A 12,836-nucleotide genomic window follows, 5' to 3' on the forward strand; every position below is an offset into this window, starting at 1 on the left:
GTATCTAATTTCTAGTGTAGTGTTACGATTATAATTTCTCAATGATGTATGTATATTCCATTTATAAGTTTGAATATTAATTTGGATATCTATATTGCAAAAATAATTCTTCAAAGTTTAAAGATTTCCAAAGGAAATCAGCCTTCATTGACAATTGATGCCCTGAAAAGGTACCCTGTGGGGAATTGAACATTGATAATTGCAAAATATATATGACAAAAATGATGTCCAAAATTTAATTAAAGCATTGCCCCACATGATGTATATATCACAAATCCTTACACAAAAAATAGAAATAAGTTCTTGAGCTTATGCTCATCACTTATTTCTATTAATTCTTTAGTGGCTAATTTAAGGTCATACTGCATCCTGTCATTTTTTCGAATTCAAACTTAACCTTCTCAAAACCTTCTTCACCCTCTGTAATATTTAATGAAATACTCATATTACTTGGATTATAGGATGGATTTTTCTTTAATAACACCTCATTTTTTTCACATAAAAGCTTTGCTATATTAATTAATTCATTTTGATTTACTTTATCAGAAATAGCAATACTCCAGCCTATTTCAAGTGAAAGGTGTCCAAGCTTTTCTTCATATTTCTGTCCTATTTTAGGTGATATAAATACAAGTTCAATATATTTCACATTTCCATTAGTCTTTATACTTTTTTTATAAGGCTTATGTTCTTCATTTTCAAAAGCTTTGTCAATAGAATTTAAGGCTACATTTTGCTCTATAGCTTTAATTCCATCAACTTCAAAAAATAATTTATCACTACTCAAATCATTATTAATTGCTGAACTTCCTTCTTCAACTATTACAAGCTTCCACCCAGTTTCCTTTTCAAATATTTTATTTTCACTTCCAGCTCCAGAATCTTTTCCATTAAGAAATACATTTATAGAAAACTTTTCTGGATAAAAGGATATTTTTTTAATCAATGCTGGATCAATTATTTTTTTAATAAGAAGCTCAGCTGCACTATTATTTATTTTTTCATTAATACATATTTTCCATTTTGTTTCTTCATAAAATTCCTTCATTAAAACCTCAATATTAGAATCTACTCCTTGAGGAAAATCGAAATTCAATATTATTTCTTTTGTTCCAAGCATTACACTAATTTTTTTGTAGTCAAAAGCTTTAAATTTTTCTTGTACAAGCTGTATCAATTCTTGTTGAGTAAGCTCCTTTGGTTTTAATGCTTCTTCTATATCTTCCTTAGTTTTTGCCTTAAATAAAAATAATCGCTTTACATCACTTTCAAAATATATACTATTTATTATAATTTTTTTAAAATCCTGTATATTGCTATCACTATTATTACTAGAAGAATTATTCATTCCTTTATCTTGTAAAATTCCAAATTCTTTTTCTCCACTCCATATAAATGCCAATTCTTCAATGGTTAAAAGCTTATTATTATAATTTTCATTAACACACTTCCATAGTTCATTTATATTAGCTTCATTTAATGCTTCTTTCCTCCTCAAAACATATGGAAAGTTCTTATGTAACTGCTTTCTAGGATTTCTAATATTTATAACAATTTCTGCTCCACACGCTGGTGTAAAAGTTCTTCCTATAAATTCATCTGCTATTTCTTTACCTAAACTTCTTATAACTTCTTCATTACCATGAACTAAAATAATATTTCTTGCTGATATTCTTTCTAATACGCCCTTAATTTCATTTTTATCTGCATGGGCTGATAATCCAACTTTCCTTACATTGCATTTAACTGGAATATTTAAACCATTTATATTTAAATATCTCTCACTATTTTTATCAGCTTCAGTAAGCTCTAAAATCTTTCTTCCCGGTGACTCTTCATCTTGATATCCTGTAATAATAATGTATCCATTTTCCATTGATGCTATTTTTCCTGCATAAAAGGCACTTTGGCCACCAGTTAGCATACCTGAACTTGAAATAATAATTACAGGTTCTTTTTTGTTAAGTATTTCTTCTCTATTATCTGTAATCATAATTTCCATTATATTATCATCGTAAAAAGGACTTGCACCTCTTAATATTTTCTTTCCAAGAGAATTCTTTAGAAATAATGGATTCTTATTATAAACCCTATTAATATCTCTTACCATTCCATCAACATAAACCTTAACATTTTTTATAAGCCCCTTATTCATGGCACTTTTTAAAATAAGAATTACTTCTTGAGCCCTGCCTAAGGCAAATGCTGGTATTAACATCTTCCCATTATTCTCTATACATTCCTTTACTGCTTCAATTAGATTTCTTTCTTCAACTTCACGATTAGAATGTAATCTATCTCCATAAGTGGATTCAACTATTGCTACATCAGGTCTTAACTTTGGCAATTTCGCTCCTTCAACAGTTCTTTGAGAAAACACGGAAAAATCACCTGAATAAAATACTGCCCCCTCGGGACTCTGTAAATACACACAGCTGGCACCTGCTATATGTCCTGCATTATAAAAGGTAACATGCATATCTTCAAAGATAGGAAATTTCACTTCATAATTTATAGTAAAAATCCTGTTCAAGGTATTTTCCACATCTACTTCAGCATATAAAGGAATTTCTGCATCCCTATTACTCATTATCTTTAAGCTGTCATATAACAAAACCTTAACCAAATCCTTAGTCATATTATTCATGTATATTTTAGCATTTGGATATTCTTTACTAATAATAGGAAGACAGCCTATATGATCTAAATGAGCATGACTTATAATTATTGCATCCAAGCCACCATAAGTCTGAATATCCCTAAAATTAGGCATACTATCCTTGCTTGCATTTTGCCTAATACCAGCATCAAGTAAAATATTTTTATTATTTATTTTAATTAAGATTGAACTTCCACCAACTTCTAAAGCTCCACCTAAAAAATCTATATTAATAATTACCACTCCAATTTATAATATTTATGTTCCAATTATCAATGTTCAATTAACGTACCCAAATATAAAAGCTCCAAGGGAGAAAGTTCATGTTTCCAAATATAAAATTTGGACATTCACTTTTCTTTTAGAATTTCTTAACCTATATCTATAATTAAAATTGAAACTTAATCTATAATGGCTACATTATTTATAATAATGTAATAACTTAATACAAATTATATACATATTTCTAATAAATTTCTATATAATAAAAAGAACTTATACTATTCTTGAAGATTAGTATAAGTCCTTTATTGGTTTTTGGATTTGGAACATCATTTATGTTATACCCAAAATATCAAAGAATATTCATATTAGATGTTAAATTTTTTAATTCCCTTCAAAGCATTATCCAAATACTTTTTTAGCTATTTCTACTGATTCCTTTGCATCCTTAGCATAAAAATCAGCACCTATTCTTTCAGCCGTATCATTAGTAAGCACTGCTCCACCAACAAATACTTTTCCTTGATATCCATCCTCTCTCAAGGCTTTTATCGTTTCTTGCATACTTTTTAGGGTTGTAGTCATAAGAGCACTCAAACCAATTAGCGACACTTTATGCTTTTTAGCCTCTTCCACAACTGTTTCTATAGGTACATCTTTACCCAAATCAATCATTTCATATCCATAATTTTCCAAAATAACTTTTACAATATTTTTACCTATATCATGAATATCCCCTTTAACTGTTGCAACTATTATTTTTCCTCTTGATATAGTTTCAGTATTATTCCTTGCTATTTCAGCTTTCAAAACTTCAAAGGCATTTTTTACTGTTTCAGCAGCTTGAATAAGCTGTGGAAGAAATAATTCACCTTTTTCATATTTTTCTCCAACTACATCTAATGCTGGAATTAAATACTCATTAACTATTTCTAGTTCTTTTTTCTCTTTTAGCAATTCTATAGTTGCCTGTTTTGCTTCTTCCTTTAAACCTTTAATAACTATATATTTTAAATCAGTTTTTCCATTACTACTTACAGTTACATTCTTATTTACTACTCCATCCTTAGCAGTAATTTCCATTGATACTTCTACATTAGCATAATTATTAATATACACTTCTGCACCTTTATCATAATTATACAAAACATTATAGGAATCAATTACTCTTGTCATACCCTTAGCATTTGGATTTATTATTGGTAAGTCTAAACCATTTGCAAGAGCTAAAGCTAAGAAAGTTTCATTCACTAATTCTCTATTTGGCAATCCAAAGGAAATATTTGAAACCCCAAGCACTGTTTTAGCACCCAGCTTCTCTTTAACCATTCTTACAGCCTTTAAAGTTTCCTGAACTTCTTCCTGCTGTGCAGATACAGTCAAAACTAAGCAGTCAATAAATACATCTTCTTTTTTTATTCCATATTCAGCTGCTTTATTTATTATTTTCTCAGCAATTTTAAATCTCTCTTCTGCCTTATTAGGGATTCCTCTCTCATCTAAAGTTAAACCTACAACACTTGCTCCATACTTTTTAACTAATGGAAGTATTTTATCTAAAACTGCCTCTTCTCCATTTACGGAATTTAATATGGGCTTTCCATTATAATATCTAAGGCCAGTTTCTATTGCTTTAAGATCTGAGGAATCAATTTGAAGTGGAGTATCCACAATTCCCTGCAATTCCTTTACAACCTTACGCATCATAGCAGCTTCATCAATTTCAGGCAATCCAACATTAACATCTAAAATATGGGCTCCAGCTTCTATTTGAGATATTCCTTGTTTTAATATATAATCCAAATCTTCATTTTTCAAAGCTTCTTTAAACAATTTCTTTCCTGTTGGATTAATCCTCTCACCTATGATTCTAACACCATCAATTCTTACCACCTTTGATGGAGTACAAATTGCAGAGTACGTTAAATTTTCAATTGGCGCTAAATTTTTATCTTTAACCCTAACAGCTAATTCTTTAATATAATCAGGACTTGTGCCACAGCATCCACCAATTATTCTAACGCCTAAATCAATAAAACTGCATAAGGTATCAGCAAATTCTTCCTTAGTTACGTCATACTTTGTTTCACCATTTAAAGCTAAAGTTGGAAGCCCTGCATTAGGCTGTACCATTACCGGGATATGAGCCAAGCTGCATATTTCTTCAATAACAGGCTTCAACTGTTTTGGTCCTAAGGAACAGTTAACCCCAAGAGCATCAACTCCAAGTCCTTCTAAAACAAGTACCATAGCCTCTGGAGAACAGCCAGTAAAAGTTCTTAAATTTTCTTCAAAGGTCATTGTACAAAATACAGGCAGCTTTGAATTTTCTTTAGCTGCTAATATTGCTGCTTTAAGTTCATATAAATCAGTCATAGTTTCAATTAAGATTATATCTGCTCCAGATTTAACACCTTGAACAATTTGACGTTTAAAAATTTCATAAGCCCTGTCAAAGCTTAAAGTTCCCATAGGTTCTAAAAGTTCCCCTATTGGCCCAATATCTAAAGCAACATAAACATTACTATTACCTTTTGCTCTTTTTGCAATTTTAACAGCTGCATCTACAGCTTCTTCAACCTCTAAATTACAAAGCTTTAACTTCAATTCATTAGCACCAAAAGTATTAGTAGTTATTACATTAGCTCCACTATCTATATATTCTTTATGAATTTCTTCTATAATAAGTGGTTCTTTTATATTTAAAATCTCTGGATTTTCGCCAAGCTTTAATCCTTTCCTTTGAAGCATAGTTCCCATTGCTCCATCAAATATTAAAATGTTATCCTTTATAATTTCCTTAAGCCCCACAGGATTCACCCTCTCTTCTAAAATTGCAATTTTCATAGTTATTGCATTCCTTACAAGTCCTTTTTTCCTTTTCTATTTCACCTTCAACTATACCAATTATTGCTGTTACAGATTTCCTGGGAAATAATAAATTATTTTCAGATACTGTAAGTCCTATTTTCTTTTGTGCATCTAATGCTCTTAAAAAGCTATTTTGAACATCTAATGGCAGATCTCCATACCCAGGACTATATCTAAAAGTAATACTACAGCCATTTGCTGCTGCCTTTTCTTTAACAACATTTTCTACAGCATCACAGACTTCTTCTACTGCTGCAGTAGCACAAGCATCCAGTATAAGTGCTTTTGTTAAATCAGTTTTTTCATATAGCCTAGTTTTCTTTTCCACTTCATTACCTAAAGTCACAGCTAGTAATACGCATTTCTTTGATTTTTTCAAATGCTCTTTTATATCTTTTCCTTTAAGAATTAAGTTTGTGCCTATTACTTCCACACCAGCTTGAGCAGTTATTATATCTTTATATTCATATATAACTCTTGGGATAATTACCTTTTTCACTTCTTCTCTAACTTCATCAATAATTCTCTCTAGGTTTTCATCCAGAGCTTGCCCTTTGTATCCAAGATATCTAAGAACTTCTTTCCTGCTTATTGCAAGTTCAAATACATTCATATTTTGCCCCACCTCAATCAAGTTAATATTTATTAGCTAAGATTTTCTTACTTTAAGTCTCAATTTTAAATTACAAGTTATCAATTATTTTTAAGGACAAAAAAAGCCTAAAGGTATTTCCTTTAGACTTTAAATCTCAAAACACCTTATCTATCAGCTCTTACGCTGCAGGATTTAGCACCTTATATATTTTCAAATATATCGGTTGCTGGGTTTCTTCGGGCCAGTCCCTCCACCACTCTTGATAAGTCTTATAATTAGCCATTATATATTATTAAATCATATTTGTAAAGAAATTATATATTTATTTCTTAATCCATAATAAAAGTAATGATGCTATACTAAAAGCTAAACTTATTAACATTATGTAATTTACAACTTGAACAGTAGTAAAACCTTTTTCTGCCAATCTAAAATGTATTTGACTTCTATCAGCTTGATATACAGGTTTACCTTCTGAAAATCTTTTAAAGATAACAAACAGATTATCAAAGATAGGCACTGCTAAAGCTAATATTGGTATAAACAAACTCATAATAGTAGTTTGTTTAAAAGCTCCATCTAAAGCTGTAATGCTCAAAATAAATCCTAAAAAATTAGCTCCAGAATCGCCCATAAATACCCGTGCTGGGAATTTATTATAATATAAGAAACCTAAAATAGTTCCTACTAACATTAAAGATATCATTGCTGATTCATTTTGCTTCAATATTATTGCCGCAAATAAAAATGTCATTGCTGATATTAAAGACAAGCCTCCTGCTAATCCATCCATTCCATCAGACCAGTTAATTACAGTAGTAACTCCAAATATCCAAGTTATTGTAAGAATAAATTGTATAGTTGAATTTAAAGCTATGTAATGTCCTGTGAAAGGATTAGTGAATCCTAAAAAAGCAATCCCAGATTTAAACACAAGCGCAGCTGCTATTAGTTGAATAACTAGTCTAGGAAATATAGGAAATTCTTTTCCTTTTGTTTTGTACCAATCATCTACCAGACCTATTATTACTATCATTGTGGATGCTATAAATACAGTTATTTTTTTCCCAAGCTCGTCATCATAAAATGCAAGATATGATATAAAAAAACCAATATATAAAGCTATTCCACCACATAATGGCGTTGGTGCTTTATGTTGCTTTCTTTTATTTGGCTTATCCGTAAAATGTATCTTTTTAGCTAATCTCATAAGAAAAGGCATGGTAATCATTGCACCTAAAAGCGATACTACCATTGCTAATATATAATTCATCTTTTCTACTCCTTAGTTAAGTCTATGAAAGTAAATTATATCCACCAATATCCAATTATTCCATCTTGGCTTACTTCCCATTTGATTATACTATTAAAGGTATCTTATATCAATTACAAAATTATTAAGGTTATACTTATAAAAATTAATAATTTATTATTTAATTCTCACTAACTTGTTTTAAAACATAGTACCAAGGAGTTGCTCCTCTTTCTCTATAATCTCCATTTTTCCATTCAAAGAACATATATTTTGAACCGTTAATTTCCTTTATTATATACTTAGAGGCTGTTTTATTATTTACATCTAATACTAAATCTTTTGTCCAAGTTATAGTTTTATCTTCAATTTTACCATTTTCATTGAAAATTAAATTTTTTAAGTATAAATCTCCATTCCATGCCTTTTTATCTGGATTAAATTTATCCACATTTTCAACAAAATCAACACTTTCCCACTTTCCAAGTACTTCAGTATCATTTATAAAAGGATAATCAACTTTGTCAACTCTTGTTTCAACTTTGTCTCCAGAAATGTTAGTATCGAGTGCTGGTGTTGAACTAACCTTTTGTAATACATAGTAATAGGGCTCCATACCTCTAATTGTATAATCTCCACTTTTCCATTGAAAAAACATATACGTTGTCCCATCAATATCTTTGATAACATAACTACTATCAGTCTTGTCTACGTCATTAATAATATGATCCTTTGTCCAGGTAAAAACTGTTCTTGGAACCTTTCCATCCTCTGTAAAACTTATATCTTTTACATATAAATCGCCAGTGAACTGCTTGGTATTTACCTTAAAGTCTTCCATGTTCTTAACAAAATCTACGCTCTTCCATTCACCAACTATATTAGCATCCTTAACAAACGCATAGTCAATTTTATCAACTTTTGCTGCATTGCTGTCATTTATATTTGAAGCTGCTCTTGCATTAGTAAGTACAGCACTACTAATTAATAGTAAAGCTGCAACTGCCATTGCAGAAAATCTATAGGCTTTTTTATTAAATAATTTTATCATAACAATTCTCCTTCTTACTTCAGATTTATTATTTACTATCGAAGTTGTTCCAATTAAAGGTGTTGACTTAGAAAACTTATCAATCATCTCAATAATTGTATAACCATATTCCTTAACTTCTTTATCTTCTGTGTAAGAAAGTGCAAGCGAATCACAGCATACTTCCATATCTTCCTTCATTTTTCTAAAGCCATAATGGATAATTGGATTAAACCAATAAATTACCTTTAAGAAAATAATTATCCAATTTATAACTATATCTCTACGTTTTAAATGAGATAATTCATGAAGAAATATATATCTTAATTTATCAACATCTATTACCTTACTAATATTATTAGGAATTAATATTACAGGCTTAAAATAACCAAATAATGCAGGAATCTTCACAATAGACGTTTCAACTAAAGCTATTTCTTTTTTAATGCTCATTTCATTTTTGCACTGTTTTAATATACTTAGAAGTTCATTATTGTTTGATTTACCATTATTATTTATCTTTCTTCTTAGTCCTCTATACACAAAAAGTATATAAGCGAAAATAAATATCACTCCAATTAGCCAAATAAAACTAAAAATATTCATTCCTGATAAACTAGAATTCATAACTTTATCAGTAGAAAAATCCATAGAATTTATAGTTCTTAGAATCACATCATGGTTATCTACAGAGCTAATTTGACTACGACTTTGTGCCAAAACAGTTCCGAAAGTTTCAGTTTTATTTGAGAACAATAACAAAATATTGTTTCCTACTCCATTAATAATATTAAAGATACTAAATGGACTTTCTGGTAGCTTAAATATAGTTAAACGGAATATTACTAAAAACCATAAGGTATATTGAAATTTAATTCCTAACCTTCCTTTTGAATATTTTCTAAAAATAAGAAGCAAACAAATTAATATACTTGCCGTAATAGATGTTTGAAGTATTAATTTAAATAATTGGCTTAAATAATACATAACCGCATACATAAATTACTTATTCCTTTCATCTAGTATACTTTTAAGGTCTTCTATATCCTCTTTGCTTAAATCACTTTCTTTTATAAAACTCACTAACATATTTTTAATGGCACCATTATAAACTTTACTTAAAAAGGTTTGATTTTCTGCATGTATACATTCATTTTCATTTATTAAAGGATAGTAAAGATATTTTCTTCCTTCTTCTTTAAATCCAAGTGCATTTTTGCTAACCAATCTGCTTATTAAAGTCTTTATTGTTTTAGGTTTCCAATCCTTTATATTTTCTAAAGCCTCAATAATTTGATTTGATGTACACAGCTTTTCTGACCAAACAATTTTCATTACTTCCCATTCTGCCTCAGATATCTTAGGTATTTCTTCCATAAACTTCACTCCTTTATTTGGTATTACAATTGTAATCTACTTTAAGAGTACAACTGTAATCCACAATTGTCAAGATATTTAAGTATAAATTTTCCACTAACTATTCTTTGTATATTTTCAACAACACTTTTAGTAATTTAACTCATTACAAATTGTAGTTAGTTATAACCACTGGTTAGATGGAATTATCACTCAAAAGTAGACAACTTCATCTAATCGGTGGTAATCTAAAAAAAATACTGACAAGAATCTCCTGTCAGTAAATATTTCCGTATCTTCAGTTTTATTCATGCTCTTTATTCAAAAGCTCCAACATTTCATTACTCCAATCAATATACAATTTGGTCTGGCGCATTCCCAAATTTAATACGCATAATATATTCTTATGATTATTATGCATTTTTATATTTTTCTTTAAATCTGCATCAAATAATTTAAACAATTCTAATTTTCCCTCAGCTTCTTCTTTGAACTTAATAATGTGTTTTCTCATTTCATCCGCATTTTTATCAGTTGACAAATACATCTTCAAAAGCAATTCACTTCTAGCAGTATCTTTTTCATTTTCTGCTTCCATCCACTGCTTAAGTTCTTTTTCTCCTTTTGAAGTTATTGTATATCTTATTTTTTCACGTTTTATTTTATCAGATGGTTCCTGCTTAGAAAAATCAATTAATCCTTCTTTCATCATTTTGCTAAGTTCCGGATATATTTGTCCAAAACTTTCCTGCCAAAAAAATGACATTCGCATATTAATAATTTTTTTCATTTCATATCCACTTAGTTCTTCTTCTTGAAGCAGTCCAAGTAATACATATCTTGTTTTTTTCACTTATCTCTCTCCTTTAATTCACTTTATAAGTAATAGCCTTTTTAGGGCAGCTATCAACACAAGCTCCACATAATATACACTCACTGTCCTCCATTTTCTCCGCGTTAACTTTCTCTGAAACATTAAGGCTCATAGGACAACTCTTATCACATATATGGCAATTTATACATTTATCCTTGTGAGCTTCTAATTTAAGTTTTTTAATATGAAGCAGATTTCCTAATTTATTGCCTATCACCATAAATGGTGCCATCCAACAAAAATAATGACAAAAGATTCTTTTACCAAATAAGACAGACGGAATAAAAACTAGAAGTATTACCAAGTAATATATAATGTATCCATATATATTTGATATTGATATTCCATGATCGGTCATATAGAAAAAGTCTACCGTTAATTTTTGCTTGCTAAATACAAAGCTAATAATTATACCTATTATCCATATTAGCCAAATTACATATTTTATATTATTCTTCCAGCCCTGTTTAGCTTTTTTGTCATTAACAAGCACAGTACATTCTTGTATTCCGCTAACTGGGCACAGATATCCACAATATGCTCTTCCTAAAAAAACAGAACTTATTAACATTAAAAGAAATACAATGAAACTACCATTAATTACTCCTTCCAATGCTCCTTGAATAATTAAATATGGTGAAAAATAATATATAGTTATTGGAAACAGTAACATTGAACTTATTAAAAACAATTTTCTAACATTTTGTCTCTTCATATTTTACCCCCATAATATATCTTTTAGTTATATATATGTATCTTAAAGATATATTAATACAAGATAATATGTATGTCAATTATAATTTTTCAAGTTAGGCCCCCCTTTAACCAGTGGTATTCTAAATACAAAAAAATACTAACAAGAATCTCCTGTCAGTAAACTTTTCTAGAAATTATTTAATTTTACGTATACTATCTTCCACTATTTCCTTAACATATTCTATGTCAAATTCATTTCTGCAATAATATGATAAAATATATAATAAGATATTGACTCTAACATAGTGTGAGGCATTATTCTTAATTTGTAGTTAGCAATGATATTTTTTAGGGAGTTGATTTTATGTTTAAGATTGGATATTTTTCTAAACTGACAATGGTATCTGTACGTATGCTGCGATATTATGATGAGGTTGGACTTTTTAAGCCTGCTGAAATAGATACATTCACCGGATATAGGTATTATTCAGCTAAGCAAATCACCAAACTTAATCTCATTGTTTCCCTTCGCGATATGGGCTTTACTGTGTCTGATATAGCCATCGCTGTGAATGAGCAATCTGATGCTAAATTGAGAGACATTTTAAAACAAAAAGAAGAAGAAGTTAAAAATAATATTAAAGCCGAAAAAGATAAACTAAGAAAAATCACTGCTACAATTAAGAATTTAAAAAAGGAGAAAATCAATATGAATTATAATGTCACACTAAAATCAGTACCGTCCTATAAAGTTATCTCATTAAGAGATACTATACCCACATTTGACGCAGAAGGAATCCTTTGGCAAAAGTTAAGCAAATATATTCAAGATGAACAGATTTCTTGTGGTAATATTGCTTATGCTACTTACTACGATGAAGATTATAAAGAAGGGCCAGTTGACATAGAAGTTTCAGTTGTTGTTGAAAAATTATTAAATGATGCTGGTGACTTTACTTTCAAAGAAACTATCCCAATAGAACAAGTTGCAAGTATATTAGTTCCAGGTGATTATTCAAATATTGCTCCTGCATATAATTTTCTAGCACAGTGGATTGAAGAAAATGAATATACCATTTGCGGGTCTGCACGTGCACTACCCCTAAAAGGAGTTTGTAGCGAAGAAAACACTCATGAATACTTGTCTGAAATAAAGGTTCCAGTCAAAAAATTATAAATTAATTAAGGCATAATCAAAAAATAACAAATGAACATTCTAGTCTATTTCTTGTTATTTTCTTTCATATGCCTAAACTTTCTCAGAGCCCCTAAGGCTCTGTT

General features: G+C 29.5%; 9 protein-coding genes and 1 riboswitch. Of the genes, 1 reads left to right on the forward strand and 8 read right to left on the reverse strand.

All coding sequences use genetic code 11. The annotated features are described in order from the left end of the window. Positions 1-346: 346 nt before the first annotated feature. From L3B98_RS19905 to L3B98_RS19940, 8 genes are all read right to left on the reverse strand, one after another. Entirely contained in the window at positions 347-2,902 is a 2,556-nt protein-coding gene (locus L3B98_RS19905) for an MBL fold metallo-hydrolase RNA specificity domain-containing protein (protein WP_238917972.1), read from the reverse strand. Positions 2,903-3,283: 381 nt separating this feature from the next. Continuing rightward, positions 3,284-5,692 carry a homocysteine S-methyltransferase family protein gene (locus L3B98_RS19910; RefSeq protein ID WP_238918070.1) on the reverse strand — a complete coding sequence of 803 codons (2,409 nt, stop codon included), beginning with the start codon at positions 5,690-5,692 and terminating at the stop codon, positions 3,284-3,286. Continuing rightward, entirely contained in the window at positions 5,682-6,365 is a 684-nt protein-coding gene (locus L3B98_RS19915) for a vitamin B12 dependent-methionine synthase activation domain-containing protein (RefSeq protein ID WP_238917973.1), read from the reverse strand. Before L3B98_RS19915 ends, L3B98_RS19910 begins: the two co-directional genes overlap by 11 nt. A 143-nt stretch (positions 6,366-6,508) precedes the next feature. Continuing rightward, a riboswitch (SAM riboswitch) is annotated at positions 6,509-6,616 on the reverse strand. A 53-nt stretch (positions 6,617-6,669) separates the two neighbouring features. Further along, positions 6,670-7,620 (reverse strand): MraY family glycosyltransferase, encoded by a 951-nt coding sequence (locus tag L3B98_RS19920; RefSeq protein ID WP_238917974.1) that lies wholly within the window; start codon positions 7,618-7,620, stop codon positions 6,670-6,672. 160 nt (positions 7,621-7,780) lie between these two features. After that, positions 7,781-9,628, reverse strand: coding sequence for a M56 family metallopeptidase (locus L3B98_RS19925; protein WP_238917975.1), 1,848 nt, complete (start codon positions 9,626-9,628; stop codon positions 7,781-7,783). A gap of 3 nt (positions 9,629-9,631) precedes the next feature. Next, complete coding sequence (locus L3B98_RS19930) at positions 9,632-10,006, reverse strand: CopY/TcrY family copper transport repressor (protein ID WP_015391698.1); 375 nt, start codon at positions 10,004-10,006, stop codon at positions 9,632-9,634. Between the two features lie 283 nt (positions 10,007-10,289). Then, positions 10,290-10,838 (reverse strand): PadR family transcriptional regulator, encoded by a 549-nt coding sequence (locus L3B98_RS19935; RefSeq protein ID WP_238917976.1) that lies wholly within the window; start codon positions 10,836-10,838, stop codon positions 10,290-10,292. A gap of 13 nt (positions 10,839-10,851) precedes the next feature. Then, complete coding sequence (locus tag L3B98_RS19940) at positions 10,852-11,574, reverse strand: 4Fe-4S binding protein (protein ID WP_238917977.1); 723 nt, start codon at positions 11,572-11,574, stop codon at positions 10,852-10,854. A 345-nt stretch (positions 11,575-11,919) separates the two neighbouring features. Here L3B98_RS19940 and L3B98_RS19945 point away from each other — a divergent pair, with 345 nt between their 5' ends. After that, positions 11,920-12,732: a MerR family transcriptional regulator gene (locus tag L3B98_RS19945; protein WP_238917978.1), complete on the forward strand. Its 813-nt coding sequence runs from the start codon at positions 11,920-11,922 to the stop codon at positions 12,730-12,732. Positions 12,733-12,836: the final 104 nt, after the last annotated feature.

The organism is Clostridium sp. YIM B02555 (genome assembly GCF_022320955.1).
Classification (GTDB): domain Bacteria; phylum Bacillota; class Clostridia; order Clostridiales; family Clostridiaceae; genus Clostridium; species Clostridium saccharoperbutylacetonicum.

Coding starts and splice junctions, on each gene's coding strand:
- L3B98_RS19915 (WP_238917973.1), bottom strand. CDS start 6,365: ATGAATGTATTTGAACTTGCAATAAGCAGGAAAGAAGTTCTTAGATAT.
- L3B98_RS19920 (WP_238917974.1), bottom strand. CDS start 7,620: ATGAATTATATATTAGCAATGGTAGTATCGCTTTTAGGTGCAATGATT.
- L3B98_RS19925 (WP_238917975.1), bottom strand. CDS start 9,628: ATGTATGCGGTTATGTATTATTTAAGCCAATTATTTAAATTAATACTT.
- L3B98_RS19930 (WP_015391698.1), bottom strand. CDS start 10,006: ATGGAAGAAATACCTAAGATATCTGAGGCAGAATGGGAAGTAATGAAA.
- L3B98_RS19940 (WP_238917977.1), bottom strand. CDS start 11,574: ATGAAGAGACAAAATGTTAGAAAATTGTTTTTAATAAGTTCAATGTTA.
- L3B98_RS19945 (WP_238917978.1), top strand. CDS start 11,920: ATGTTTAAGATTGGATATTTTTCTAAACTGACAATGGTATCTGTACGT.